29 protein-coding genes are annotated in these 25,407 nt (G+C 47.5%); 23 read left to right on the top strand and 6 right to left on the bottom strand.

The genetic code is table 11. The features are described 5' to 3' along the window. The first annotated feature begins 377 nt into the window (after nt 1-377). Entirely contained in the window at nt 378-650 is a 273-nt protein-coding gene (locus E6W40_RS15080; protein WP_136606198.1) for an HU family DNA-binding protein, read from the top strand. A gap of 154 nt (nt 651-804) precedes the next feature. Here the strand turns inward: E6W40_RS15080 and E6W40_RS30295 are convergent, their stop codons facing one another. Next, nucleotides 805-936 carry a hypothetical protein gene (locus E6W40_RS30295; protein WP_281281460.1) on the bottom strand — a complete coding sequence of 44 codons (132 nt, stop codon included), beginning with the start codon at nt 934-936 and terminating at the stop codon, nt 805-807. Nucleotides 937-1,032: 96 nt separating this feature from the next. On the opposite strand from E6W40_RS30295, the gene mtrB reads away from it, so the two are divergent. The 21 genes from mtrB (at nt 1,033) to E6W40_RS14975 (ending at nt 19,650) form a co-directional block, all read left to right on the top strand. Next, nucleotides 1,033-1,257, top strand: coding sequence for a trp RNA-binding attenuation protein MtrB (mtrB, locus tag E6W40_RS15075; protein ID WP_136606197.1), 225 nt, complete (start codon nt 1,033-1,035; stop codon nt 1,255-1,257). A gap of 100 nt (nt 1,258-1,357) precedes the next feature. After that, on the top strand, nt 1,358-1,909 hold the full coding sequence (locus E6W40_RS15070) for a hypothetical protein (protein ID WP_136606196.1): 552 nt from the start codon (nt 1,358-1,360) through the stop codon (nt 1,907-1,909). 248 nt (nt 1,910-2,157) lie between these two features. Next, nucleotides 2,158-3,024 carry a heptaprenyl diphosphate synthase component 1 gene (locus E6W40_RS15065; RefSeq protein ID WP_136606195.1) on the top strand — a complete coding sequence of 289 codons (867 nt, stop codon included), beginning with the start codon at nt 2,158-2,160 and terminating at the stop codon, nt 3,022-3,024. 10 nt (nt 3,025-3,034) lie between these two features. Then, nucleotides 3,035-3,781 carry a demethylmenaquinone methyltransferase gene (locus tag E6W40_RS15060; protein ID WP_136607021.1) on the top strand — a complete coding sequence of 249 codons (747 nt, stop codon included), beginning with the start codon at nt 3,035-3,037 and terminating at the stop codon, nt 3,779-3,781. Then, nucleotides 3,774-4,646: a UbiA-like polyprenyltransferase gene (locus tag E6W40_RS15055; RefSeq protein WP_136606194.1), complete on the top strand. Its 873-nt coding sequence runs from the start codon at nt 3,774-3,776 to the stop codon at nt 4,644-4,646. Before E6W40_RS15060 ends, E6W40_RS15055 begins: the two co-directional genes overlap by 8 nt. After that, nucleotides 4,643-5,284: a UbiX family flavin prenyltransferase gene (locus E6W40_RS15050; RefSeq protein ID WP_211147010.1), complete on the top strand. Its 642-nt coding sequence runs from the start codon at nt 4,643-4,645 to the stop codon at nt 5,282-5,284. The genes E6W40_RS15055 and E6W40_RS15050 overlap by 4 nt, the downstream gene beginning before the upstream one ends. 138 nt (nt 5,285-5,422) lie before the next feature. Next, entirely contained in the window at nt 5,423-6,397 is a 975-nt protein-coding gene (locus tag E6W40_RS15045; protein WP_136606193.1) for a polyprenyl synthetase family protein, read from the top strand. 101 nt (nt 6,398-6,498) lie between these two features. Beyond that, nucleotides 6,499-6,942 carry a nucleoside-diphosphate kinase gene (ndk, locus tag E6W40_RS15040; RefSeq protein WP_136606192.1) on the top strand — a complete coding sequence of 148 codons (444 nt, stop codon included), beginning with the start codon at nt 6,499-6,501 and terminating at the stop codon, nt 6,940-6,942. Then, nucleotides 6,933-7,769 (top strand): CheR family methyltransferase, encoded by an 837-nt coding sequence (locus E6W40_RS15035; RefSeq protein ID WP_281281459.1) that lies wholly within the window; start codon nt 6,933-6,935, stop codon nt 7,767-7,769. The genes ndk and E6W40_RS15035 overlap by 10 nt, the downstream gene beginning before the upstream one ends. Nucleotides 7,770-7,856: 87 nt before the next feature. Beyond that, nucleotides 7,857-8,039, top strand: a complete 183-nt coding sequence (locus E6W40_RS15030) for a hypothetical protein (protein WP_136606191.1) — start codon at nt 7,857-7,859, stop codon at nt 8,037-8,039. Between the two features lie 148 nt (nt 8,040-8,187). Then, a complete protein-coding gene (aroC, locus tag E6W40_RS15025) occupies nt 8,188-9,357 on the top strand; it encodes a chorismate synthase (protein ID WP_136606190.1) in 1,170 nt (389 codons plus the stop codon). A 2-nt stretch (nt 9,358-9,359) separates the two neighbouring features. After that, nucleotides 9,360-10,466 (top strand): 3-dehydroquinate synthase, encoded by a 1,107-nt coding sequence (gene aroB / locus E6W40_RS15020; RefSeq protein WP_136607019.1) that lies wholly within the window; start codon nt 9,360-9,362, stop codon nt 10,464-10,466. Beyond that, nucleotides 10,459-10,833: a chorismate mutase gene (gene aroH / locus E6W40_RS15015; protein WP_136606189.1), complete on the top strand. Its 375-nt coding sequence runs from the start codon at nt 10,459-10,461 to the stop codon at nt 10,831-10,833. The genes aroB and aroH overlap by 8 nt, the downstream gene beginning before the upstream one ends. A 475-nt stretch (nt 10,834-11,308) precedes the next feature. After that, nucleotides 11,309-12,868, top strand: coding sequence for an anthranilate synthase component I (trpE, locus tag E6W40_RS15010; protein WP_136606188.1), 1,560 nt, complete (start codon nt 11,309-11,311; stop codon nt 12,866-12,868). A 22-nt stretch (nt 12,869-12,890) separates the two neighbouring features. Further along, nucleotides 12,891-13,931: an anthranilate phosphoribosyltransferase gene (gene trpD, locus E6W40_RS15005; protein ID WP_136606187.1), complete on the top strand. Its 1,041-nt coding sequence runs from the start codon at nt 12,891-12,893 to the stop codon at nt 13,929-13,931. Beyond that, entirely contained in the window at nt 13,921-14,745 is an 825-nt protein-coding gene (gene trpC / locus E6W40_RS15000) for an indole-3-glycerol phosphate synthase TrpC (RefSeq protein ID WP_136606186.1), read from the top strand. Before trpD ends, trpC begins: the two co-directional genes overlap by 11 nt. Beyond that, entirely contained in the window at nt 14,738-15,409 is a 672-nt protein-coding gene (locus tag E6W40_RS14995; RefSeq protein ID WP_136606185.1) for a phosphoribosylanthranilate isomerase, read from the top strand. Before trpC ends, E6W40_RS14995 begins: the two co-directional genes overlap by 8 nt. Beyond that, nucleotides 15,406-16,602, top strand: coding sequence for a tryptophan synthase subunit beta (gene trpB / locus E6W40_RS14990; protein ID WP_136606184.1), 1,197 nt, complete (start codon nt 15,406-15,408; stop codon nt 16,600-16,602). The genes E6W40_RS14995 and trpB overlap by 4 nt, the downstream gene beginning before the upstream one ends. Further along, complete coding sequence (trpA, locus tag E6W40_RS14985; RefSeq protein ID WP_136606183.1) at nt 16,599-17,405, top strand: tryptophan synthase subunit alpha; 807 nt, start codon at nt 16,599-16,601, stop codon at nt 17,403-17,405. The genes trpB and trpA overlap by 4 nt, the downstream gene beginning before the upstream one ends. A gap of 24 nt (nt 17,406-17,429) precedes the next feature. Continuing rightward, complete coding sequence (hisC, locus tag E6W40_RS14980; protein ID WP_136606182.1) at nt 17,430-18,527, top strand: histidinol-phosphate transaminase; 1,098 nt, start codon at nt 17,430-17,432, stop codon at nt 18,525-18,527. A 28-nt stretch (nt 18,528-18,555) separates the two neighbouring features. Further along, entirely contained in the window at nt 18,556-19,650 is a 1,095-nt protein-coding gene (locus tag E6W40_RS14975) for a prephenate dehydrogenase (protein ID WP_136606181.1), read from the top strand. 651 nt (nt 19,651-20,301) lie between these two features. On the opposite strand, the gene E6W40_RS14970 is transcribed toward E6W40_RS14975, so the two are convergent. Then, nucleotides 20,302-21,276, bottom strand: a complete 975-nt coding sequence (locus E6W40_RS14970; RefSeq protein ID WP_246073018.1) for an NADP-dependent oxidoreductase — start codon at nt 21,274-21,276, stop codon at nt 20,302-20,304. Nucleotides 21,277-21,451: 175 nt separating this feature from the next. Here E6W40_RS14970 and E6W40_RS14965 point away from each other — a divergent pair, with 175 nt between their 5' ends. After that, nucleotides 21,452-22,015, top strand: a complete 564-nt coding sequence (locus E6W40_RS14965; protein ID WP_136606179.1) for a TetR/AcrR family transcriptional regulator — start codon at nt 21,452-21,454, stop codon at nt 22,013-22,015. 122 nt (nt 22,016-22,137) lie between these two features. On the opposite strand, the gene E6W40_RS29515 is transcribed toward E6W40_RS14965, so the two are convergent. The 4 genes from E6W40_RS29515 to E6W40_RS14945 all read right to left on the bottom strand — a co-directional run bounded on the left by E6W40_RS29515 (nt 22,138) and on the right by E6W40_RS14945 (nt 25,161). Further along, nucleotides 22,138-22,293, bottom strand: a complete 156-nt coding sequence (locus tag E6W40_RS29515) for a hypothetical protein (protein ID WP_168928939.1) — start codon at nt 22,291-22,293, stop codon at nt 22,138-22,140. Nucleotides 22,294-22,628: 335 nt separating this feature from the next. Then, the gene (gene map / locus E6W40_RS14955; protein WP_136606178.1) at nt 22,629-23,375 is read right to left on the bottom strand and encodes a type I methionyl aminopeptidase; all 747 of its coding nucleotides are present in this window, start codon (nt 23,373-23,375) and stop codon (nt 22,629-22,631) included. Between the two features lie 7 nt (nt 23,376-23,382). After that, complete coding sequence (locus E6W40_RS14950) at nt 23,383-23,928, bottom strand: TetR/AcrR family transcriptional regulator (protein ID WP_246073017.1); 546 nt, start codon at nt 23,926-23,928, stop codon at nt 23,383-23,385. 291 nt (nt 23,929-24,219) lie between these two features. After that, nucleotides 24,220-25,161: an iron-hydroxamate ABC transporter substrate-binding protein gene (locus E6W40_RS14945; RefSeq protein ID WP_136606176.1), complete on the bottom strand. Its 942-nt coding sequence runs from the start codon at nt 25,159-25,161 to the stop codon at nt 24,220-24,222. Between the last annotated feature and the right edge of the window lie 246 nt (nt 25,162-25,407).

The raw sequence follows: 25,407 nt of genomic DNA, 5'->3' as shown, positions 1-25,407 counted from the left end.
AAATTAATATTTATTCATTTATTTGTTAATTTTATTTGTATTTGATTCCTGGCAGTTATTGCGGCCGAGGAGTGATGAATTGAAGGGAAACAGGAGTGTTATCATGAGAAGAGACGAGCTGGCTTTTAGGCTTGATTTTCTGGAGAGAAGCGTATATAGACATGTATTTGTCGTCACTTTTTATGTTTTAAACCGTTCTCAAGCTTAAAACTCTTGAAATTCTAGTTGCACTGTATTACTATAAGTTTGTCCGCGCCTGCGGCTGTACTAGCTTTATGGCGATTCTATCTGTAAAATAAACAGATGAACGTATATTTTACGGCAAAACGGAAAGAGTGAGTAACAACCGATTCAATCATTGGGGAGGTGAAATAGAAATGAATAAATCCGAACTGATTTCCCAAGTATCTGAAACGGCAGAATTGTCCAAGAAGGATGCGACTAAAGCGGTTGACGCTGTATTCGAATCCATTGCACAAGCTCTGCAAAGCGGAGACAAAGTCCAACTCGTTGGATTTGGCAACTTTGAAGTTCGCGAACGTTCTGCACGTAAAGGACGCAATCCGCAAACAGGTGAAGAAATCGAAATCCCTTCGAGCAAAATTCCTGCTTTCAAACCAGGCAAAGCGCTCAAAGACGGAATCAAATAAGATTTCTACATATTCCATATGTAAGCAAGAACAAGACCGTGATGAATCTTCAAATTTTTACTGTTCAACTTTTGTCAGTAAAGAATTGAAGATACCTGCAAGTCTTTTCGGTTCAACCGAATGGATCTGCAGGCTGTTCACGGCCTTTTCTTTTCTATCGGGATGTTTCCTGATCCGTATAAGCAATGAGAACCACAGTTTCGCCTGCGGCTTCACTCATTTGCTGCTCAAACTCGCGAAGCTTGGATACTGTTTCTTCATCCAGCTGTGCTGGTTCATAGTTCATCGCAAACACTCCCTTTTATAATAAATACCGTGTCAGTATGCCCGGTAGCTTAACAGCTTATGACCATAAAATTGAAATAGGAGAGGAGGATGAAGAATGGAAAATACCAATAACACGGATTACATTGTCGTCAAGGCCAAAGAAAACGGCGTGCAAGTTATCGGATTGACCCGGGGGACGGATACCAAGTTTCATCATACGGAGAAGCTCGACAAGGGTGAGGTCCTGATTGCTCAGTTTACCGATCATACTTCTGCAATGAAAATTCGTGGCAAGGCTGAGGTTCAGACTAAGCACGGCGTTATCGAGAGTGAAAGCTAGAATGCAGGCATAGCCTGCTTTTTTTCGTTGTATATCGAGGTATGGACTTCTGCGATGAAGATTAAACTAAAGGATACAACAAGCGAGGGAGGCCTTTTCCATGAACCGCTTTATCCTAACTAGTGCTGCACTCTTCATCACACTGGGAACAGTACTTCTGCTCTTACCATTCAGCAATCTTCATACCTCGGTGCCGCGCCGACCACAAGCATTGCCTGTTCTTCTGCATCAACCTGGCTGGGAGCTCAGCAATGACAATATCGTCGATGCCTTGCATTCACTTCCTCTGACTATGCCAATTCGCAGAGTGGAATGGAATGAACCAGCCATGTCTATTGATCTCATCGTATCGGCTCCGGATACCAAGCTTTCGGAGATGTATGAAAATATTGCGGATCTCCTTTCGTTTAGTTTTTCAAGTACTATTAATGTGAATCAGGTCAAGCTCAGGCTTGTGGCTGAGGACAAGTGGCTTGGAACAAAACATCTTTTGCTCGCAGCGGATGTCAGAAGGGTAGATTGGGACAGCGGGCTCAATGGGGAGCTTAAACGTACGGGGGAAGCGCCATTGTCTGATCTGATTAAACAGCGTTTTCATGTCATTGAAACAATATTGTGGAAAAACCAGTTCGGAGTGCTCCAAAACGGGTAAGATAACATGATTGATGTTATTTCACATAAGACAAATTACAATTTAGTGGCAGTTTAATGGAAGTTTGTCTTGCGATTATAGAATCGTTTTCATTTTGCTGAAAACTTATCCATTTATAATCTAAAAAAGAAGAAGTGCCACCGTGCGTGGCGAAAAAACATGTGATATAATAGGAAAGATTGTGAACAAAAGTTCTTGTTCGTGAAAAAGAAAGTGATTCAAGAAAGAAATAGGCTCGGAGGCTGACGATGAAACCGTACCGCGTACCCCAACTAGCAAAGAAATATGTCGAATACGACATGATACAAAAACATACGGAGCTGCCGCCTTTTCCTGACGCCCGTGTTCAGCTGTTATATATTTTTCTGAACCAGGGAACAAGCAAGACAACCGTTCATAGCGAATTGTTCTCGCTGGTCACCTCCCTGGTGCAAATGGGTATAGATACGCATGAAACGATTGATACGCAGGAGGGCAAGCCGGGAGAAGGATTTATGCGTTCCCGCCAGCTGAAGGTTCTCGCAGGAGATTATTTCAGCAGTCGGTTTTATCAGATCCTGTCTCAAAAAGGGCAAATCGAGGCTGTGTCGCGTCTCAGTCAGGCGATTTGCGACGTGAACGTGTTAAAAATGAATTTGTATGGGAAAATGAAGAGCCTGTTCATGTCAGCGGAAGAATATTTGCGGCAAACGGTGCAGCTGAATATGCAGCTGTTTCTTTCTTTTACTCCCCTGCTCGAAGAATCCTTGCATGATTTGTGGAATACGCTTCTGCGCAATGTCAGCGAGTGTGAGACCGTTGCAAGAGAAATGCAGCGGAGCAGTAATGAGCCGTATATTTACAGTTATTCGTATTGGCATATCCTGGATGTTGCCAGTGAAGAAGACAAACAGGCACTCAGAGAACGTAAAATCGACAACAAGGATTGGAAAAAGCTGATGCTGAAATATAAAGCAGGAGAGCATATGGCTGAAAAGCTTCGCCAAGCGGTAAACGGCGTGCAGTCTATCCTGAAAAGCGTCAAGGGTGATAGCCGCTTCCGTGAAATCGGACAAGTTTTGGAGCCTTTCCAGCGGCAGCTTCACGCTTCCGGATCTGCTGTCGGAGAAGGGTAGGGTTGCTTCAATGAATATCAATACTTCTGAGCCCAAAGCACATACGGAGGAACAATATGATCATGTCCAGTCCGTATTCGAAAGCATAGCTCCCAAGTACGACATTATGAATGACATTTTGAGCTTCCGGAGACATAAGGCCTGGCGTAAATTTGCCATGAAGAAGATGGCGATGAAGCCGGGGGATACGGCAGTGGATCTGTGCTGTGGAACCTGCGACTGGACACTGAGCATGGCGGATGCGAGCGGAAACGGTAAGATGGTGGGACTGGATTTCAGTCCGAACATGCTCAAGGTTGGGGAGAGCAAGGTACGCGCCAAGCACTTGGAAGACCAAATTACACTGGTTCAGGGTAATGCAATGGAGCTGCCGTTCGAAGATAACCGCTTTGACTATGCCACCATCGGATTTGGGCTGCGGAATGTGCCTGATTTGGAAAAAGTGCTTCAGGAAATGAGAAGAGTCGTTAAACCGGGCGGCATGGTAGTTTGTCTGGAATTGTCCAAGCCTACCTGGCAGCCGTTCAAAGGCATTTATTATTTTTATTTTCAAAAGATACTGCCTAATATGGGCAAACTCTTTGCCAAAAGATATGAGCAGTACAAGTGGTTGCCGGATTCGTTAGCCCTTTTTCCGGGAAGGGAGGAGCTGGCATCGATATTCCGGGACGTCGGTTTACAGCATGTCGAAGCCTTTCCCCTGACTGGTGGCATCGCGGCATTACATATTGGGATTAAGGAGAATCGGCATGTTTAAGAAAATCGGTATTTTTTTGGAAATGATCAAGATTGAACATACATTGTTTGCCCTTCCTTTCGCGTTTATGGGAGCCATTTTGGGATCGGTAGTGGTCAACAGCCACCTGCCTTCATGGGCGCAGATCGGCTGGATTCTTCTGGCCATGTTCGGAGCAAGAAGTGCGGCATTCGGTCTGAATCGGATGATAGACCAGGTTATCGATAAAAAGAATCCGCGTACGGCGGGCCGCGCAATTCCTGCAGGGCTTCTGAAGAATGCGGAAGTCATCGTATTTACGATCATTTCTTTTATTTTATTATTCTGGGCGGCATATGAACTCTCGTCTCTTGCGATGAAGCTGCTTCCTATAGCGGTGTTTATGCTCGTATTTTACTCGTATACCAAACGTTTTACCTGGCTTTGCCATCTGGTGCTTGGATTAACGCTCGGCCTTGCTCCGCTGGGAGGATGGGTTGCAGTGACCAACAGCATCGATTGGGTTGCTGTTCTTCTCTATGTAACGGTTGCTTTCTGGACGGCAGGGTTTGATGTGATCTATGCGATTCAAGACATGGAATTTGACAAAAACGAGGGGCTATATTCCATTCCTGCACGTTTTGGGATTCATAAATCCCTTCAGATTGCAAAGTTTTTCCATGTTTTGACGGCGGTTGGATTTGTGGTTCTGTTCTTCACGACAGATCTTAGCTGGTGGTATTTTGCCGGTATGGTGATCTCATATATTATTTTATTCTATGAACACTACATCCTGTCTCCAAAAGATATGAGCAAGCTGCAAACCTCGTTCTTTACGATGAACAGCGTGCTTAGCATTGCAGTATTCGTTTTTACACTGATTGATCTGGTGGTGCGGTACCATTGATACATACGGAAAATGAAAAGCGGGGCTGGGTCGTCGGCATAACGGGAGCAAGCGGCTCCGTTTACGGGGTACGCTTGGTCGAAACTCTGCTGGAACAAGGCTTTCCTGTTCATGTCGTGGTATCCAACGCGGGCTGGAGGGTGCTAAGCGAGGAACTGGGATGGAATGCCGGCAAGAGGGAGCAGATGCTGAGAGAGAAGTTCGACGGACTTCCGGGGAAACTCCATTATCATTCCATTGCCGATATCGGTGCAACCATTGCAAGCGGCTCGTTTCAGGTGGAGGGCATGGTAATTGCTCCCTGCTCCATGGGTACGTTGTCTGCTGTCGCAAACGGGACCTCTGATAATTTGATGACCCGGGCAGCAGATGTAATGCTGAAGGAGGGGCGGACGCTGGTTCTAGTGCCACGCGAGACGCCTCTTCACGCCATCCATCTCGAAAATATGCTGAAGCTCGCCAGGCTGGGCGTACGGATCATCCCGGCTATGCCGGCTTTTTATTTTCATCCGGAAACGATTGCGGATTTGGTTGATTTTCAGGTGGGGAAATTGCTTGATAGCATGCGCATTGAGCATCGTCTCTTTGCCCGCTGGAATGGTGGTCAGGCTGCGGTCAGGCTGTCTGCGGAGGAATAAGCTCCCTCGCAAGTGATTTATGGGATAGAAATATGCTATGATTTGACTGATAATGCTTCTGATGAAGATTTTTGACTCGAATTCTGCTGCTGGTGAAAAAGGATTGCGGATTGAGAATACGCTGACACGGGTGAAGGAATGAAAAGATTAGACATATTCGGCTTATTGAAAAAAGACATGAATTATATTGAAGACGAGCTCTTTCGGAGTATCGAAGGCGAGCATGAACTGCTGAACGAAACGTCCATGCACCTGCTTAAAGCGGGAGGAAAGCGTCTTCGTCCGGTATTCGTCCTGATGGGCGGCAAATTCGGCTCATATGATCTGGAAAAGCTGAAGCATGTGGCTGTCCCCCTAGAGCTGATTCATATGGCTTCTCTGGTCCATGACGACGTGATCGATGATGCGGATACACGCCGCGGGGAGCTGACTGTCAAGTCAAAGTGGGATAACCGTATTGCGATGTACACAGGGGATTATATTTATGCCCGTGCGCTTACGATCGCTACGCAGCTCGGAAATCCTCTGATCCATCAGGTGCTTTCCAAAGCAATGGTCGAAATGTCCATCGGTGAAATGGAGCAGATCCGTGATTTCTTTAATACGGAACAGAACGTGCGCCGTTATCTTCTGCGTATCCGCCGGAAAACCGCTCTATTGATCGCAATTAGCTGCCAGCTTGGTGCTGTCGCATCCGACGCTGATCGAAAAACCGTTAATCTGTTGTACCGCTATGGCTACAATGTCGGCATGGCGTATCAGATCCAGGATGATCTGCTCGATTTGTGCGGCACCGAAAAGCAGATTGGAAAGCCGCCGGGCAGCGACATGAGACAGGGAAACATTACGATTCCGGTCATTTACGCGCTGCAGGATGAAGAATTGCGAGGTCCGCTGCTGCGTGAAATCAGCTACATCCGCGAACGAAACGGGGAATGCGATGTCACGGGTGCCATTCGAATCATCAAGGAAAGCAAGGGCATTGCGCAGGCGGAAGAGCTGGCTGACCGCTACTTCAAAAAAGCGTTTGACGCGCTTGAACGGCTGCCGGACATTCGGACGAAGAAAAACCTCAGGGATATCGCGAATTTTGTTGCTAAGCGCTCCTATTAAATTTTTGATCTGAATTCTATATCAATTGTCAGTCTGAAATAACTGTAAGAAGATTACCAAACCTAACCTTATGACTTGAATCAAAACAGGAGAGTGAGTTTATGGAACGAACTTTTTTAATGGTCAAGCCTGATGGCGTTCAGCGCGGTTTAATCGGCAGAATTGTTGCGAGACTGGAAGACAAGGGATTCACCATGGCAGCCGGCAAGCTGGTTCAGGTATCTGAGGAACAGGCGAAACGGCATTATGCCGAGCATGAAGGAAAAGACTTTTATGATAATCTGGTGCGCTTCATAACATCCGGCCCTGTGTTCGCTATGGTTTGGGAAGGCGATGACATTATTGCGCTATCCCGAATTCTGATGGGGAAAACAAATGTAAAAGAAGCTCTGCCGGGTACAATCCGAGGCGATTATGCATCGCATACACCTCATAATCTGATTCATGGCTCCGACTCTCCAGAAAGCAGCGCGCGCGAAATTGCTAATTTTTTTGAAGCGCATGAACTGGTGGATTACGACAAAAGCATTTCGCCGTGGATGTAGTGAACCCGTTTTCTCAAGCCGGAGGCGCTCCTGCCGGAGAGCATCAACCGGATCCGGATTATTTGAAATTCATTCAAAATATTAAGCAAAGTACCGGCATTGATTTGTCGGAGTATAAAGAAGCCCAAATGAAGCGCCGTCTGACAACACTTCGGGTAAAGAATGGTTACCAAAGCTTTGCGTCTTTCTATGAAGCCATTTCTAAGGACAAAATGCTTTTCTATGAATTCCTCGACCGTATGACCATCAATGTTTCAGAGTTTTGGCGTAACCCCAACCGTTGGGAGATTCTCAGAGACGTCATTCTCCCTGAGCTGTCCGCAGGTGGCAATCGCCGTCTAAAGGTGTGGAGCGCCGCCTGCTCCACGGGTGAAGAGCCTTATACACTTGCTATGATTCTTGATGGAAAAGGATTGCTTGCGGACTCTTCTCTGGTTGCGACTGACATTGATGAAGGGGCTTTGGCAAAGGCGAAGCAAGGACTATATATGGAACGCTCTTTGAAGGACGTGCCCCAAGATGTCGCTTCCCGTTATTTTGCGCAGGAAGGCTTGATGTATAAATTCAGCGAACAGCTGAAGAAAAGCGTTCAGTTCCGCAAACAGAATCTGCTTATGGACCGTTTTGAGGAGAAGCATGATCTGATCGTCTGTCGAAATGTGATGATTTATTTTACAGAAGAGGCCAAAAACAAACTGTATCATAAGTTTGCGGAGGCGCTTCGCCCAGGTGGCTATTTGTTTGTTGGCAGCACTGAGCAGATATTTACACCTGGGCAATATGGTCTCGAGCCGACAGAAACCTTTTTCTACCGGAAGAAATCCTGAAATTCCATCCTGAGGGTATAATTGCAGCCGCTTGATGCGATACTATGACTAACACAATGACATGGATAAGTGGAGGTCTGCTTCAGTATGGATAAGCGGAAAGTGATTACGGCGTACCGTCGCGGTTTTATAACGATTCAGGAATGCGGTCAGATCCTGGGTATCGAGGATATCCGTCTGAGCCAGATGGTACAGGATTCCGTGGAAAGACTGAAGGAAGAAAGTAAGCAAAAAGAGTGCTTCCAGGTTAATAGCAGCAATGCAGAGTAAGACGCCGTCCCTTTAATTGAGGGAAAGGCGTCTTTTTTTGCAAATGCATACCTTCCTTGTCAAAGCGGTGGCAGCTATACTATAATGAGCAAAGATATCTTCGGATTTTAGCCAATTACCGTTTAACAGTTTAAAGGGGGAAAGCAACATGAGTATTCGTTACTTAACAGCCGGGGAGACGCATGGTCCCCAGCTTACTGCCATTATTGAAGGTTTTCCAAGCAATCTTACACTTGATTTTGAAGCATTGAATTTCCAGCTCCACCGCCGCCAGAAAGGTCATGGTCGTGGACGCCGGATGCAAATTGAGAAGGACACGGCAAAAATCGTCGGTGGCGTACGCCATGGCGTTACGACCGGTGCACCCGTTGCCATCGTGGTGGAAAATAAGGACTGGGCCAGCTGGAACCAGATCATGAACGTTGAGCCTATTGAAGGCAGTGATGAAGAGAAGCGTCGTGTGCATCGTCCACGTCCGGGTCATGCGGATTTGAACGGAGGCTTGAAATATAATTTGAAGGATCTTCGGAATGTGCTGGAACGGTCCAGCGCAAGAGAAACGGCCGTCCGCGTTGCTTGTGGAGCGATTGCCCGCCAGTTTCTTGAAGCCTTCGGCGTGAAGATAGGCGGACAAGTCATACGTATCGGAGAAATTGAGGCACCTGCCAACCAACTATCTGTGGATGAGCTAAACGAGCGCACGGAAGCCTCTTCCGTACGAGTGGTGGACTCCGAAACGGAACAGAAGATGGAAGCTTACATCGATCAAATTAAAAAAGAAGGCGACTCGGTCGGCGGGGTTGTCGAGTGTGTCGTTGAGGGTCTGCCGGTTGGACTTGGAAGCTATGTCCAGTATGACCGCAAACTTGATGGACGCATAGCTCAGGCGGTGATGTCGATTAACGCATTCAAGGGTGTAGAGATTGGCATCGGATTTGAAGCGGGCGTTCTCCGCGGGTCTCAGGTGCATGATGAGATTATCCATGAAGATGGACAAGGGTACTACCGCGCAAGTAATCGTCTCGGCGGTTTTGAGGGTGGTATGACAAATGGAATGCCTGTGGTTGTGCGCGGCGTAATGAAGCCGATCCCAACTCTTTACAAGCCGCTCAGAAGCGTGGACATTGATACGAAGGAACCATTTACAGCTCAGGTGGAGCGTTCGGATGCTTGTGCGGTACCTGCGGCGAGCGTCGTGATGGAACATGTCGTGGCATGGGAAATCGCCAAAGCTTTCCTTGAGAAATTCGGGGGCGATTCGATGGATGAGATTCGTGCGAATTACAATAACTACTTAACCCAAGTGGAGAATTACTGATGATGAGAAACGTACATGTGGAATTGGGAGAGCGTTCGTATCCGATCTATATCGGCTCCGGTCTGCTGCCGCAGGCCGCGGCTTATCTAATAAAGCATGGATTGTCAGTCAAAAGTCCGCATCTGGTTGTCACGGACGATAAGGTTGCTCCCTATCATCTTGAAACCTTGAAGTCCTCGCTGCAAGCGGCAGGCTTCCGGCTAGTGATCTCAATCGTTAAATCCGGAGAAGGCTCCAAATCCTTGTCAGTCTTTGAAAATGTCATGACAGACGCCATTCAGGGCGGTCTTGATCGCAATTCATCCGTCATCGCCCTTGGTGGAGGTGTAGTCGGAGATTTGGCCGGTTTTGTAGCCGCTACTTATATGCGGGGGATTTCTTTTCTCCAGATGCCAACCACCATCCTGGCGCATGACAGCAGCGTTGGTGGCAAGGTTGCCGTTAACCATCCGCTTGCCAAAAATATGATTGGGGCATTTCATCAGCCTGAATTTGTGTTGTATGATCTCGATACGCTTACAACACTGCCTCCCCGTGAGGTATCTGCCGGACTGGCTGAAATGGTCAAGCATGGTCTCATCAAAGACGAAGCATTTGCATACTGGTGCAAGGATCATGCGGGTGAACTGCTAGCCCTTGATTTGGATGCGCTTGGATATGGTTTGGAACGGGGTGTCGCTATTAAAGCGGATGTTGTATCCCAGGATGAACGTGAAGGTGGACTGCGTGCCATATTAAACCTTGGACATACCATTGGACACGCCATTGAGGCCGTTGGCGGCTATGGAGAGTTTTTGCACGGTGAAGCCATCTCGATCGGAATGGCTGGTTCGGCGCTCTTGGCTGAGGCATTGGGACGAAAAAAAGGTGTCTATGCCGAAACGATAGCAATGCTAACCGCTCTGAATCTGCCGGTTCTACTACCGGAGCATTTGGATGAGGACGACCTGATGGAGGCTATGATGCATGATAAGAAGTTCAAGGAAGGTACAATGGTATTTGTAGTACCGGATTCAATCGGCTCAGTCAGCATTGTGAAGGATATTCCGCAGCAACTGGTCAGAGATATCCTGAAACAGCTTAGAAAAGGAGGAGAAGCCCATGTATAACCGAGGTATTCGCGGTGCGACAACCGTTGAGCTCAATGAAGAGCGGGAAATTCTGGATGAAACTGTTGTATTGATGCGTGAAATAGTGGAGCGTAATGAAGTAAATCCTGAAGATATTTGCAGTGTTTGGATCACGCTGACTCAAGATCTGGACGCCGCATTTCCGGCAAAAGCCATAAGGCAATTAGAGGGCTGGGAACTGGTACCTTTAATGTGTTCCGTAGAAGTGCCTGTAAAAGGAAGCCTGCCGCGGTGCATCCGCCTGATGGTTCAGGTTAACACCGAAAAGAGCCAAAGCGATATTAAGCATGTGTATATGAACGAAGCGAAGAAGCTTCGCCCGGACCTTGCTGCTCCCAAGGCTTAACTTTTTGAGATCTATGCTTGCCAGGACGAGGGTCCATCCTGTATAGTGTAAGTTACATAGAATGACAGATGCGCAAAGATGTTGATGATCATTCTATAATGTATCGTTCGAACGAAGCATTTCGAACAATGTCCATGGATTGAACTTAGATAGAGATCTAAGTTAATCTATATAGCTGAGTAGAGTTTAGAAGAGCTGAGTTGAGTATAGAAGAGCTGAGTCCATATGCGTAATGCAAATTTTGGAACGTCCAGCCATAATGTTTTGCATAGATGTTTCTAGTTCTTCTTTCCAGTGATCTGGGATGCGGGAATTACAAATAATCGAAGCGGAATATGATTGCTGCGGACGACTCTTTCCACATACTTAATGAACGTCAAACCTCTACTTCGGTAGAGGTTTTTTTGTTATCTACATCAATAGTTCACTTAAGTTTTACCGAAATCCGAATGAAAAACGAAGGAGGGAACAAGTCATGATGAATCCGGGTGTGGAGCAGGTCATAAAGCTGTCCCGCGAGTATAATCTGATTCCTGTCGTAAAACGGCTGCTGGCGGATATGGAAACCCCGATACGAATTTTTCAGCGTTATGCTGAACGCGATTGCGCGTTTTTGCTTGAAAGTGTAGAGGGTGGCAGTCAGTGGGCACGGTATTCTTTTATTGGAACCGATCCTTTCATGATGATCTACGGCAAGAAGGGCGAGATTGTACTTGAAAGAAACGGCGCAGAAGAAATCGTTAAGGGCAAGCCTGTTGAAGAGCTGAAGGCTCTGCTTCGCCGCTACCGCAGTCCGAAAACGGAGGAACTGCCTCCTTTCACGGGTGGAGCGATCGGGTTCTTCGGTTATGATTTGCTGCAATATTATGAGAAGCTTCCTTCCCATGCAGTTGATGATCTTGTCATGGATGACATCCGGTTTATGTTTTGCGATACGGTGATTGTTTTCGATCATGTAAAGCAGCAGATTTTGCTGGTCGGTAATGTTCACGTCCAAGACGGAGATCGAGATGAGGATATCCGCCGCTGTTACGTGGAGATCGACAACAAGCTTAGTCAAATTGCTGAACAGCTGCAGACGCAGGGGCCGCGAGAAAACGTAAATGGACGTACAATTCCTGCAGATATTGAGCTTGGTGACATCAAGTCCAATATGACGAAGGAACAATATATGGAAAATGTGAAGCAGGCGCAGGAATATATACGGTCAGGAGATATTTTTCAAGTGGTACTGTCCCAGCGTTTTCATATTGAAACGGATGTTTCTCCGCTGCATGTATACCGCGTGCTGCGAACGCTCAATCCATCCCCTTATATGTACTACCTTAAGATGCATGAGGAGATCATTGTTGGAACCTCGCCTGAAGCACTGGTTAAAGTTGACGGTGGTAAAGTCGAAACGAGGCCGATTGCAGGTACACGGCCACGAGGGGCGGACGAAGCCGAAGATGACCGGTTGGCAAAGGAACTGCTTGAGGATGAGAAGGAACGAGCCGAGCACTTGATGCTTGTCGATCTTGGACGCAATGATTTGGGCCGGGTATCACAGTTCGGAACGGTTAAATGCGACATGTTTATGGAAATTGAGCGTTATTCTCATGTCATGCACATGGTTTCCAATGTATCCGGTACGCTTCGGGACGATAAGGATTTCTTCGATGCCTTTCTATCCTGCCTGCCCGCGGGAACGGTATCCGGTGCACCAAAGCTGAGAGCGATGGAAATTATCGCCGAGCTGGAGAAGGAAGCCAGAGGAGCTTATGCGGGAGCCATTGGATACCTGGGCTTTAACTCCAATATGGATTCCTGCATTACAATCCGGACGATCATCTTCCGTAAGGGCAAAGCTTACGTGCAAGCTGGAGCAGGGATCGTATGGGATTCGGTGCCCGAGAAGGAATACGAAGAGACGGTGAATAAGGCCAAAGCACTGCTGAAATCGATCCGGACCGCTGAAGCCATGTTTCCGACAGCGTCCAAAGTGGAAATAGAACAGCAGCTGAATCAGGATTATTTTTATGAATACACGCCATAAACACAAAGGAGGAGAAGAAGGTATGAGTACTAGTGAGTTTATTCCAGCATGCTTGAACCAGCTGATCGGAGGACAGGATTTAACGCGTGAGGAAGCACGTCTATTGATGTCTTCGATCATGGAGGGGAATGTTACCCAGTCGCAGATCGGAGCGCTGCTGATGGCACTGCGGATCAAGGGAGAGACGGTTGAGGAAATTACGGGATTTGCAGAAGCGATGCGGAATGTTGCCAGCACGGTCCAAACCGATAATGAGAAGCTGCTGGACACCTGTGGCACAGGCGGATCGGGAATACACAAATTTAATATTTCTACAGCGTCGGCCATTATCTCTTCTTCCGCCTCTGTGCGGGTGGCCAAACATGGAAACCGGTCGGCATCGGGCCGGGCCGGAAGCGCAGATGTGCTGGAAGCGCTCGGCGTGAACATTCACTTAAGCAGTGAGCAGGCTAAACGTTGTCTTGATGAGATCGGCATCTGCTTCTTATTCGCACAGCTCTATCATCCTTCGATGAAGCATGCTGCTGCCCCGCGCAAGGAGCTTGGTATACGTACGGTGTTCAATATGCTCGGACCATTAACGAACCCTGCAGGTGCAGACCGGCAGCTGCTTGGAATCTATGACCGTAACCGGACCCAGATGATTGCCGAGGTGCTCAGAGAGCTTGGTTCCAAACGAGCACTAGTCGTGACAAGCCATGATGGTCTCGATGAAATCAGTATCTCTGCATCAACCCAAGTTTCTGAGCTCCGTGATGGTGAGGTCCGGACGTATGATATTCATCCCCATGATCTTGGACTGGATGTTCATCCGCTTGAGTCCGTACTGGGCGGGGATGCGCTGCAAAATGCCAAAATCGTGGAATCCGTACTACAGGGAGAAAAAAGTCCGTACCGGGATGTTGTTCTTGCGAATGCAGGCGCATGCATTTATGTATCCGGACTTTCAGACAGCATTGCAGAAGGGGTTCTTACTGCCGCAAAGGCTATCGATACCGGCAGCGCATATACCAAACTGCAGCAGCTGATTCAAATGACAGGAGAGCTGAGCTATGTATCTTGATCGCATCGTAGAAACCAAACGTGAAGAAACAGCCGTACTGGCTGAAACTTTTTCAATAGATAAGGCGCTTGAGACCATCTCAGGATTGCCTGCAACCAAAGGGTTCGCCCGTACGCTGACAGCAGGTCGGAAACGGGATATGGGGCTCATTGCGGAAGTGAAGAAGGCCTCCCCTTCGAAAGGACTGATCCGCCCCGACTTCGATCCGGTCCAAATTGCACTTGCTTACGAGAAGGCTGGAGCGGATTGCTTGTCAGTACTGACGGACACTACTTATTTTCAAGGAAGCGGCGAATATCTGAAGGCTGTGCGTCAAGCTGTGAATCTCCCGCTGCTGCGCAAAGACTTTGTAATCGATGAGCGCCAGATCTATGAGGCGAGGCTGCTGGGAGCAGACGCGGTTCTCCTCATCGCAGCGATCCTCACACCGGAACAAATTTCATCGTTTATGAAAACGGCAGCCTCGATTGGCCTGGACTCTCTGATCGAGGTTCACAGCCTGGAAGAGATGAATCAGGTGCTCGAACTCGAACTTCACGATGGTGCCTTGATTGGTATCAACAACCGAAATCTCCATACCTTTGAAACTTCTCTTGCAGCAACAGAATTGCTGAGCAAGCTGGTGCCGGCAGGTGTGCCCGTCATTAGTGAAAGTGGGATAGCAGGCCCGCAGGATATGGAGTTTCTAAGAAATACAGGTGCATCGGGCGTCCTTGTGGGTGAATATTTCATGAGACAGGAAGATATCGCTGCGGCGGTTCGGAGCCTGATGGGGCCGGTAACGGAGGAAGGCGGCGTTCATTTGCATGAATAATACAAAAGTAAAAATTTGTGGACTTCAGGGCGTTGAAGTGCTAAAATCAATGATAAACATGCCTGTTGATTATATTGGTTTTGTATTTGCCAAAAGCCGGCGGCAGGTCATGCCCCAAGCGGCGGCCTCCATGGCAGCCGTTTTGAAAGAATGGGAAGCGCCTGTCATTCCACGCAGTGTGGGAGTGTTTGTCAATCCGGATATGGATCAGCTTGAGAAGGTTATGTCTCATCTTGAGCTTGATGTGATCCAGCTTCACGGCCAGGAAAGTCCGAATTTTTGCCGGGATATCAAGGAACGCTTTCAAGTTGACCTGTTCAAGGTCGTTTCTGTAGGACCTCAGCAGCGCGCGGACGGAAACCCCGTGGCTTTTCAGGATTATGCGGGAGTTATCGATGCTTTGCTGATTGATACATTTGAACCGCATTACGGAGGCGGATCTGGCTCCACTTTTGCCTGGGATAAGATCCCGGCATATCAGAAGTGGACCGAAAGTCAACGTATACCGCTGTTTGTGGCAGGGGGGCTGAACGCTTCCAATGTCGCAGGACTCATACAGGATTATGCACCGGACGGAATTGATGTATCCAGTGGTGTGGAAACGAACGGGGACAAGGATCTCGATAAAATCGCAGCTTTTGTGGAAAGGGTGAAGCAGGCATGACACAACTGCCGGATCAAAATGGACGCTTTGGCGAATTCGGAGGACGGTTTGTACCGGAAACTTTGATGAACGCTCTGATACATCTGGAAGAATCTTATAATCATTATTCAGAGGAGCCTTCCTTTCAGGAGGAGCTTTCCTATCTTTTGAAGCAGTATTCGGGAAGGGAAACCCCGCTTTATTATGCGGAACGGCTGAGTAAGCATCTGGGCAAGGCCAAAATTTATCTAAAACGTGAGGATCTGAACCATACGGGTGCCCACAAAATCAACAACGCTTTGGCGCAGGGTGTTTTGGCCAAAAGAATGGGCAAGCAAAAGGTCATCGCTGAAACGGGAGCAGGTCAGCATGGTGTGGCTACCGCAACAGTAGCAGCTCTTCTGGGAATGGAATGCAAGGTGTTCATGGGGGAAGAGGACACCAAGCGTCAGGCGCTGAACGTATTCCGCATGCAGCTGCTCGGAGCCGAAGTGGTTCCGGTTTTGTCTGGCTCGCGGACACTGAAGGACGCCGGCAATGAGGCTCTCCGCTACTGGGTCAGCAACGTGGAGGATACGTTTTATATTTTGGGATCGGCTGTTGGACCACATCCGTATCCTATGATGGTGCGTAATTTTCAGCGGATTATTGGAGATGAGACACGGCGCCAGATTCTTGAAGCAGAAGGCCGTCTCCCGGATCATGTAGTCGCGGCAATCGGCGGCGGCAGCAACGCAATTGGTATGTTTTATCCTTTTATCGAAGATAAGGAAGTGGCTTTGATAGGTGTTGAGGCTGCCGGCAAGGGTGTGGAAACCGCCTTTCATGCAGCGACCATGAGCAAAGGCACCAAGGGGGTATTCCAAGGCTCTATGAGCTACCTGCTTCAGGATAATTTTGGACAGGTTCAGGAAGCCTTCTCGATCTCTGCAGGATTGGATTATCCTGGAGTAGGACCAGAGCATTCGTATCTGAAGGATATTGAACGTGCCAAATATGTACCGGTTACGGACCAGGAAGCACTTGATGCACTGCAGCTGTTGTGCCGTACGGAAGGGATTATTCCTGCACTGGAATCCGCGCATGCGGTTGCGCAGGTGATCAAGATGGCACCTGGTCTCAGCAGTGATGATATTGTTGTGATCTGCCTGTCCGGACGCGGGGATAAAGACGTGGAATCCATTATGGCATACACAGGAGGGAACCAGGCATGAATTTGATCGACCAAACGTTTGCCAGATTAAAAGAAAATCAGCAGACTGCTTTGATCCCTTTTTTGACCATTGGTGACCCGGACTTGGATACCTCGGTTGAGATTATAGCAGAGCTGGAGGCGGCCGGGGCTGATATTGTCGAGCTCGGCGTTCCTTACTCAGATCCTCTTGCGGATGGACCTGTCATTCAACGGGCTTCCCAGCGGGCGCTGAAGCATCAAGTGAACATTGCCAGCTGCATGGAGGCTGCTGTTAAAGCGCGGGCTGCCGGCGTAAAGCTTCCTTTTATCCTGTTTACCTATTATAATCCGGTGCTTCAGTTCGATCTGGAGCGTTTCTTCGAAGAAGTGAAGAAGCATGACATCAGCGGACTGATCATTCCGGATCTACCGGTAGAAGAATCAGCGGAATTATCTAAACGCGCAGAAGCCGCGGAGATTCATCTCATTCCTCTGGTAGCACCGACTTCCAATGAAAGAATCAAGAGCATCGTGGCGAGTGCCAAAGGTTTTGTATACTGCGTATCTTCCCTGGGTGTGACGGGTGAGCGTTCCAGTTTCTTTGATGGAGTGGAGGAGTTTATCGCCCAAGTGAAAGAATATACGGACATTCCAGCAGCGGTAGGTTTTGGCATCTCTAACGGCGAGCAAGCAGCGAAGTTTGCCCGGATCTGCGACGGCGTTGTCGTAGGCAGCGCTATTGTCCGCCAGATAGAAGAAACCATACCACTCCTGCAAAATGTGGACACCCGCCAGGAAGGGCTCTTGCAAATACGCAAGTTTGTGGCACAATTAAAAGCATAAATTTGCTGAAAGTGAGTGGTTATCATGAAACCAAAATCCCATATTGTGAATCTTCCCGTGTATCAGCCGGGCAAACCAATTGAAGACGTGAAAAGAGAGCTAGGACTGGATGAGGTCATCAAATTGGCGTCAAACGAAAACCCATATGGTGCCTCTCCTAAAGTAAAAGAGGCTATCCTGGCTGAGCTGGAAAATATCAGCATCTATCCGGATGGCGGGTCTGTCGAGTTGACGGCTGATCTTGCGAGCTCTCTTGGCGTGAATGCCAATCAAATCATCTTTGGCTGCGGTTCGGATGAAATTATCGCCCTGCTTGCACGTGCATTCTTTGTTCCTGGTGATGAAACCATCATGGCAGACCAAACGTTCTCGGTATACAAAAGCAACGCGGATATCGAAGGAGCGATCAGCATTGAAGTGCCACTTGTTGATGGTACCCACGACTTGGATGCGATGCTGGATAAGGTCAACGACCATACGAAAATGATTTGGGTATGCAATCCGAACAATCCGACAGGCACCATTTTGTCTGAGCAAGTACTGACAGCATTCCTGGAAAAAGTTCCAGGGGATGTATTGGTTGTCCTCGATGAAGCATATTGTGAGTATGTGACAGATTTGTCTTACCCGAACAGCATTCAATATCTTGATAAATATCCGAATGTTGTCATTTTGCGCACATTCTCCAAAATATACGGTCTCGCTTCCCTGCGTATCGGATATGGTGTAGGACAGCCTGATGTTATTAAACTGATTAATCAGGTGCGTGAGCCGTTCAACACGTCACGTGTAGCTCAGGCAGCGGCTAAAGCAGCTCTGAAAGATCAAGAATACATTGCAATGTGCCGTACCGCTAATGCTGCGGGAATTGTACAGCTTCAAGGTGCGTTTGACCGTCTAGGTCTGGAGTATTTCCCTGCTCATGGCAACTTCATCATGGTGGATGTACGCAAGCCTTCGGGTCAAATATTCGAAGCATTGCTCCGCAAAGGTATTATTATTCGTGGCGGCCACAGCAAGTACCCGACACATATTCGGGTGACCGTAGGCTCGCAAGAACAAAATAAAGCATTTATTCATGCGCTGGAGCAGGTATTGGAAGAAGAAAAGGCTCATGCATAATAAGATGCGAACAATCAAGTGAGGTAACATGACTACGAAAATTGCAATTTTCGGAGTGGGACTCATCGGCGGTTCTCTGGCTCTTTGCTTCAAAGGCAAGCCGGGGATTACCGTCGTGGGTCATGCCCACCGTCCCGTCTCCGCTGAAAAGTATATAAGCCGTGGTGTTGTCGATGAAGCCACGCTGTCCATAGAGGAAGCGGCACTGGATGCCGACTTCATTTTTTTATGTGTACCTGTGGGCAAATTGGACGAGTACCTGACGAAGCTTAGTTCCATGCCTTTAAAGAAAGGCTGCATTATCACCGATGTTGGAAGTACCAAAGCGAGCATCGCTGCAGCGGCAGCCAAGCTTGAGCTTCAGGACGTCTATTTTATCGGCGGTCACCCGATGGCGGGTTCGGAGCGCTCAGGAGTTGAAGCGGCAACACCGCTGCTGTTCGAGAACGCTTATTATGTCCTGACGCCTCCAACCGGGCTGCCGGAAGGGGTGTATGAATCATTAGTGCATCTTCTCGTATATACCCGCGCTCAAATTGTTAAGGTCGATCCGGTAGAGCATGACAGAATTGTTGGTGCCATCAGCCATCTTCCGCATATCATTGCTGTAGCGCTGGTAAACCAAGTGTGTGATTACAATGAGACCAATTCCCTTTACCGCAGGCTGGCTGCAGGCGGCTTCCGGGATATTACACGGATTGCTTCCAGTGATCCGTTGATTTGGCGTGATATTCTGCTGAATAACCGTGATATTATGCTTCAGATGCTTTCGGATTGGAACGAGGGGATCACATCGTTTGTACAAATGCTTGAGGCAGACGACGGTGAAGGGATCACAGAAGCCTTTGCCAAAGCCAACGACTTCCGCAGCGAGCTTCCAGAAGGCCGTAAGGGCATGATTACTTCCTCTTTTGACCTGTACATTGATGTACCGGATCATCCTGGTATTATTGGCAAAATCGCAACTGAGCTCGGGATAAACCATATTAACCTGAGCAATATGCAGATCATCGAGAGTCGAGAAGATGTACCTGGCATCATGCGATTGTCTTTCCGCCAGGAAACGGATATGGAGCGGGCCAAAGAGCTGCTTAACAACATGGACTACAGCATTTCGCTGTAGTCCATAAAACGTTTACATTTCAAGTTCTAATATAGGGTTGACAAAATGAAAACGTATACATATAATAAAAGTACAGTATGGTTTCTCTCCACTCCTATCCAAATAACTGAGTTGCCCTTATATGGGCGACAGGCCACCAATAATGGTGGCCCTTTTTTTTTAGGAAATAATAAGTTCTTGCATACGCGAACATGTGGGACTTGTTGTCAAAAGATAATAAAATTCAGTTTTAGACTAGAAAATAAAGTGTTTTCTTAGTGCTTTGATTAAGATAAGGTTCCTTTTAAGCATTAGATGCTACCCGCATACGTTCTTTAGTTAAATATTGAAGATGGAATGTAGGGGGGAGGACGTAGCCCAAGCGAAGGCATGGGAGCGTCCTTTTATTGAACTAACGGGCAGTTTTGTTTAAGATCAAACACGGTGAACCTTACCATAAATAGCAGCAAGTTTTTATAAAGAAAGCCCCTTCCTACAGGTCTACTGGACATTAGGCGTGCGATGTAGGCCCAGTGGGAATGCTCCGCCGTGTACATGCTATCTTCACCCACGCATAGCCGCTCTCTGGCAATCGCGGAATGGTGCCGTCCTAACACCTGTCCGATTGCACAATTCGATCATCCTAGACGTAGTAAGATTTCTAACGATGGATTATCTGTGAATAGAGTCCCTCTGAATGACTAATTTGCCTCTCTTATTCCGGGTATCGTAATATTCATGAGCTTCGGCTACACCTTGGCCGGTAAAGGGGAATACGTGGTCCACATGTATGTCGAGCTTATTCGTCTGAATCCATTGAATAAACGCTTCCCAGTCACCCGCACCCGGGGTGATCAAGGCAAACTGGGCATCAATCCCACGGATGAGAGGGTGTTTCGCAATCGCCGGATTTACAAGAGAGATGAACGTCCCATTATCCTTTAAAATGTTGTAATTCTTCAGTTCTGTTAATCCGATTCCCGTAACTTTATCGACATCTGGGTCACGAACCATATCCAGCACGACATCAACAGGACTCAGAGTCTCCGCAAAGTCGGTTGTTGTATAATCAATCACTTCGTCGGCACCGAGCTGAAGAACAAAGGGATGATTATGTGCCTGAGCTGTGGTAATCACATAAGCTCCATGCTGTTTGGCTAATTGTATGGCGAGATGTCCTACGCCACCTGCACCGGCGTGGATCAGAATACGCTGACCCGGCTGCAGCTTGCCATAGTGAAATAGGGATAGCCAGGCCGTCATGCCGGAAGCAGAGAGCGAAGCGGCTTCTGCATCGGAAAGAGACTGCGGTATCACAGCAAGATCGCATTCTTCCACAGCGACATATTCAGCGTAGCCCCCGCCTGTACGTGACACTGCAAGAACGCGTTCCCCGGTTTGTACACGAGTAACCTTTTTTCCAGTAGCCACGACGATACCAGCGATGTCGACTCCAAGAACATGAGGGAATTGGGTGGGCATGAATTGACGGAATGTTCCACTCCTGATCAGTTGATCTGCTGAGGATACCGTGGTCGCCCTCATCTCCACGAGCACCTGTGTATCACGAATATGTGGTATATCGCACTCCTTCTCCGCAAAAACTTCCGAGCCACCATAATTCTCTATCACTACTGCTTTCATCATTGTCGTCCTCCATTCGGTATTGCTGGCTGTTGGTTGATTTGTTCATAGCCGTTCAATATAATTGATTGTACTTATGATGGGATTGGGGAACAATTGTTAAAACAATGGAATATGTACAATATTGAACACATTTTACGGTATTGTTCAATCTCTGTTTGATCAAAAAGGAGTAAGCATGGATAGAAGAATACTAAAATCACGTGAATCGATTATAGAGGCATTTATTAAACTGCTGTCCGAGAAAAATTTTGAGCAAATCACGATTAATCAAATCGCTGAGCGGGCCAATGTAAGTCGCGGAACGGTGTATCTGCATTTTATGGACAAGTTCGACTTGCTGGATCAGTGTATTAAATCCCACTTGGTGGAGCTGATCGAGAGCAGTCTCTTCTGCGGAGTTACTGGCATTTTTCCTTCCAAAGAAGCTTTGCTGCACAGTTTTCGGTATCTGAGAGAGCATGCCCCATTCTATGATGCAGTGCTGGCTGATCAAAGCGTCCCGGAATTTCGAACCCGCTTGCAGGCTGCTCTGCTTCGAGGATTGGATAAACAGATCGATATGAGTGGCATCAACCAGGGAAGGAACAAGGAGATTATGCTTCAATTCCTCGCTTCCGCAATGGCAGGCATGATTGAATGGTGGATTACCTCTTCCGAGTCTTACCCCGCAGAAGAATTGGTCGAAGAGTTGTGGATTCTGATGGAACGCAATCAAATGATACCTGTGTCTCCCGTTTAGGGGAGAGAGGCTGGAACTTATTGATAGTTGTGTTCAGCTGACGATAGTTATTATTCAATAAAAGAAAGAGCAGGAACAAAGGGTACTGTGCCCTTATTCCTGCTCTTTTCATGTCACGGCGTTTACTTCGTCACACTGCTCAACTTGAATGAGCCATCTGTCAGCCGGTTTGTATTCGCAAAGTCCACGCCAGGCTTATTCGTTTCCGGATCAATGATCGCAATCGCGATATCATAGGTTCCGGTAGCAAGGCCTGAGACGTTCAAACATGCGAGCAAAATGGGAGTAATCCTTGATGTCGATAAAATAAGATTAAAGATCCCAGCTAATGTAGAAGATTATGAACGCCAGGCAGATGAGTTAGCGGACGATGATTTTTTGTAGTCACAAATACCTTACACTGCCTTGCTTAATGCCAAAGAGAGCCTATCCCTTTACTAATTGGAAATGATTTAACCTCCAAATCAAAGTGATGGACTTATTTTCTTTCTCCTTAGCACTACACTACATAGACTAGGCCAATAAAGTTGTGGAATGAAAAAATATAAAGAAAGATGCTATGCCGAATACGAAAAAAAGAGGTCGACCATTTCGTTGGTCGACCTCTTTTTTTCTATTGCGCGGTCAAAATTTGTGGACCCTCAGCCGTGATGGCGATCGTATGCTCGTATTGGGCGGCGAGCTTGTTGTCCATCGTCCGTGCGGTCCAGCCGTCCGGATCGATTGTCATGAAGTAGGAGCCTTCGGTGATCATGGGCTCAATCGTGAACACCATACCTTCTTTGATACGGAGGCCTTTTCCAGGCTTGCCGACATGCATATAAGTCGGCTCTTCATGCAGGTCGCGGCCGATGCCGTGGGCGAGAAGGTCGCGCACAACGCCGAAACCGTGTGATTCCGCATGCCGCTGAATCGCACTCGTCACGTCGCCGAGTCGATTGCCGGGCTGCGCCTGCTCGATGCCCAGGTCAAGACATTCCTTCGTGACACGCATCAACTTCTCGGCCGTCGGCGAGATCTGCCCGACCGCATAACTCCAGGCCGAATCGCCGAGCCATCCATCGAGCTCAGCGACCGTGTCGATCGTCACGATATCGCCTTCCTCAAGTGGCTTATTGCTAGGGAAGCCATGTGCGATCACATCGTTGGCGGAGGCACAGGTCGCATATTGATAGCCCTTATAGCCTTTCTGGTATGGCTTTGCGCCGTGCTTCAACATAATGTCCTCGAATATACGCTCAATCTCGTTGGTGGTAATCCCCGGTTGGATAAGCGGGGCGATTGTACGATGGCATTCAGCCACCACTTGGCATGCTTTGCGGATAGCCTCAATTTCATGCTTGCTTTTTAAAATGACCATGTTCGTATCAGGACTCCTTCGTAATAGCTTGCATAGCGAGTCGGGCGATTCGTTCGACGTCCAGGTCGGAATTGCCCGCATAGTAGTGTAGCCCACAGCAACCGACCAGCACGGCAAGCATATGGTCGACGCTGTCGTCTTCGCACTGGGCGATCGTTTGGAGTGGAACGTACAGCCGTTCCATAAATTTTCTTTTGGCGTGGTGCCGATCCCTTTCAGGCAAGCCTGCATAATGTTCCGCCGCCATTTTGTAGACGAGATATGCGCGGGCATCCGATTGCCACAGCCGGAGCAGCGCTTTACAATACGTCAACAACGGAGAGTCATCCGGGGGGCTGCCGCTGATGTTCGCCCATTGTGCGATAACTTGCTCACATCGTTCGAAGCCGCTTCCTAGCACATCTTCTATTAATAAATGCCGATTGGGGTAATAATGGTATACTGTGCCGTAACCAAGACCTGCCTCGCGGGCGACGTCGCGAATATCAAAGCTGCCGCCCGTGCGAAAGTAGGAGCGCGCGGCGACGTCCAGAATCAGTTCTCTGCGCTGCATGCGTATGAGCTCATTTTGTGCTTTGGTACGGGGGCACATAGCGTGTTAACCTCCTTATATAGACCTGCAAATTTGTCAATATAAAAACAATAACGCATGGGGTGGGGAAATGCAAAAGATTTGTTGATATTCGATAAAATGAAGTACTGAACAATAAAGAACTAGAGCGTAATAATAAAGTTTAGACAGGGTGCTGGCGATAACCTAACGTGAAGCGATAGCTCAATAAAAACAAGAAGGCAGCCGATCTCAACATAATCGGCTGCCTTTATTCAACAAACGGGCAGTTCGCTACTCACCCAGAAAGCTTTGTTCAAAGAATTTCAATTGATAGTCAAGACTTATGGGGTCGCTAAAATAAAACGCTCTCGCATTGACTTCGAATACATGATGATTCTTCACAGCCGGAATATTTTTGTATGTCGATGTTTCCTGGAATGCAAATGAAGTGTCACCCTCTCTGTCCTTGCTGAAAATCACATAATCACCTACAAACTCTGACAATACTTCAGAAGAAATCGCATAGTAACCCTTCTTCAAGGCTACCTCTTTAACCCTGCTCGGCATGTTGAGTTTCATTTTTTGATACAGAATTTCTGTGCCCCGACCCCAGTTGTCTCCAAAAACATACAGCTGTTTATCATCATTTTCAATCACAGAAACCGTAGCATTCTCACCAATTTTGGCCTTGATTTTCTCCCCGGACTTTTCGGTCCGCTGTTTGAAATCATCCACCCAGGCTATAGCCTCTTGCTCTTTATTAAGCAGCTTACCGATCTCTAAATGCTGTGTTAAATAATCCAATTTCCCGTACGTAAAAGTAACGGTAGGAGCTATTTGCTTCAATTTGTCGAGATTCTTAATATCCGAGCCGGATAAACCAATAATTAAATCAGGATTGAGTTCAATAATTTTCTCTAAATTCTCATCTGATACTTCGGCAACAGCCTTTAAGTCCTTTTCAAAAATCGGACTCTTTTTCGACCAAACATCCACACCCACCAGAGTTACCCCCAGCGAAATTACATTTCCGGCATAAGTAGATAGTACAATGACCCGCTCAGGATGAGCTGGAACCTCGACAGGACCATCCTCGGATTGGTAAGTGATCGTTTTGTCTTCGGGATCTACAGCGGATTTAGGCGCTGCCCCCTTGTCTTCCGCTGATTGCTTACCGCAGGCGCTTAAAATTAAGATAAAACATAATAAAAGTGGAAGTAGTGCCTTTTTCATAGTTATGTACTCCTTCAAATTATTTAAATAAGAGCAACCCTATCCAAAATGAAATACTGTCGAATATAGCCGAACTATGATCCGCCTCCAATCCACTAGTACCGTGCATGGATGATAAACGCTTAACTGATAATGATTATCAATATCGTCATAAACATTAATTTAATTAGAAGGAATTGTCAATGGCTGTTTGGAAAATGGTGAACTGATTGCTATGAAGGAGCAAAATCACAAATCTTCACGGTA

This window comes from Paenibacillus dokdonensis (genome assembly GCF_004916975.1).
GTDB lineage: Bacteria > Bacillota > Bacilli > Paenibacillales > Paenibacillaceae > Paenibacillus_AQ > Paenibacillus_AQ dokdonensis.
Note: the sequence above shows the minus strand (reverse complement) of the source record. Positions and strands in the feature narration are given on the sequence as shown.

What these genes read in the sequence shown, in the direction of transcription:
- E6W40_RS15080 (WP_136606198.1), top strand. Translation starts at nt 378, where the DNA reads ATGAATAAATCCGAACTGATTTCCCAAGTATCTGAAACGGCAGAATTG.
- E6W40_RS30295 (WP_281281460.1), bottom strand. Translation starts at nt 936, where the DNA reads ATGAACTATGAACCAGCACAGCTGGATGAAGAAACAGTATCCAAGCTT.
- mtrB (WP_136606197.1), top strand. Translation starts at nt 1,033, where the DNA reads ATGGAAAATACCAATAACACGGATTACATTGTCGTCAAGGCCAAAGAA.
- E6W40_RS15070 (WP_136606196.1), top strand. Translation starts at nt 1,358, where the DNA reads ATGAACCGCTTTATCCTAACTAGTGCTGCACTCTTCATCACACTGGGA.
- E6W40_RS15065 (WP_136606195.1), top strand. Translation starts at nt 2,158, where the DNA reads ATGAAACCGTACCGCGTACCCCAACTAGCAAAGAAATATGTCGAATAC.
- E6W40_RS15060 (WP_136607021.1), top strand. Translation starts at nt 3,035, where the DNA reads ATGAATATCAATACTTCTGAGCCCAAAGCACATACGGAGGAACAATAT.
- E6W40_RS15055 (WP_136606194.1), top strand. Translation starts at nt 3,774, where the DNA reads ATGTTTAAGAAAATCGGTATTTTTTTGGAAATGATCAAGATTGAACAT.
- E6W40_RS15045 (WP_136606193.1), top strand. Translation starts at nt 5,423, where the DNA reads ATGAAAAGATTAGACATATTCGGCTTATTGAAAAAAGACATGAATTAT.
- ndk (WP_136606192.1), top strand. Translation starts at nt 6,499, where the DNA reads ATGGAACGAACTTTTTTAATGGTCAAGCCTGATGGCGTTCAGCGCGGT.
- E6W40_RS15030 (WP_136606191.1), top strand. Translation starts at nt 7,857, where the DNA reads ATGGATAAGCGGAAAGTGATTACGGCGTACCGTCGCGGTTTTATAACG.
- aroC (WP_136606190.1), top strand. Translation starts at nt 8,188, where the DNA reads ATGAGTATTCGTTACTTAACAGCCGGGGAGACGCATGGTCCCCAGCTT.
- aroB (WP_136607019.1), top strand. Translation starts at nt 9,360, where the DNA reads ATGAGAAACGTACATGTGGAATTGGGAGAGCGTTCGTATCCGATCTAT.
- aroH (WP_136606189.1), top strand. Translation starts at nt 10,459, where the DNA reads ATGTATAACCGAGGTATTCGCGGTGCGACAACCGTTGAGCTCAATGAA.
- trpE (WP_136606188.1), top strand. Translation starts at nt 11,309, where the DNA reads ATGATGAATCCGGGTGTGGAGCAGGTCATAAAGCTGTCCCGCGAGTAT.
- trpD (WP_136606187.1), top strand. Translation starts at nt 12,891, where the DNA reads ATGAGTACTAGTGAGTTTATTCCAGCATGCTTGAACCAGCTGATCGGA.
- trpC (WP_136606186.1), top strand. Translation starts at nt 13,921, where the DNA reads ATGTATCTTGATCGCATCGTAGAAACCAAACGTGAAGAAACAGCCGTA.
- E6W40_RS14995 (WP_136606185.1), top strand. Translation starts at nt 14,738, where the DNA reads ATGAATAATACAAAAGTAAAAATTTGTGGACTTCAGGGCGTTGAAGTG.
- trpB (WP_136606184.1), top strand. Translation starts at nt 15,406, where the DNA reads ATGACACAACTGCCGGATCAAAATGGACGCTTTGGCGAATTCGGAGGA.
- trpA (WP_136606183.1), top strand. Translation starts at nt 16,599, where the DNA reads ATGAATTTGATCGACCAAACGTTTGCCAGATTAAAAGAAAATCAGCAG.
- hisC (WP_136606182.1), top strand. Translation starts at nt 17,430, where the DNA reads ATGAAACCAAAATCCCATATTGTGAATCTTCCCGTGTATCAGCCGGGC.
- E6W40_RS14975 (WP_136606181.1), top strand. Translation starts at nt 18,556, where the DNA reads ATGACTACGAAAATTGCAATTTTCGGAGTGGGACTCATCGGCGGTTCT.
- E6W40_RS14970 (WP_246073018.1), bottom strand. Translation starts at nt 21,276, where the DNA reads ATGATGAAAGCAGTAGTGATAGAGAATTATGGTGGCTCGGAAGTTTTT.
- E6W40_RS14965 (WP_136606179.1), top strand. Translation starts at nt 21,452, where the DNA reads ATGGATAGAAGAATACTAAAATCACGTGAATCGATTATAGAGGCATTT.
- map (WP_136606178.1), bottom strand. Translation starts at nt 23,375, where the DNA reads ATGGTCATTTTAAAAAGCAAGCATGAAATTGAGGCTATCCGCAAAGCA.
- E6W40_RS14950 (WP_246073017.1), bottom strand. Translation starts at nt 23,928, where the DNA reads ATGCAGCGCAGAGAACTGATTCTGGACGTCGCCGCGCGCTCCTACTTT.
- E6W40_RS14945 (WP_136606176.1), bottom strand. Translation starts at nt 25,161, where the DNA reads ATGAAAAAGGCACTACTTCCACTTTTATTATGTTTTATCTTAATTTTA.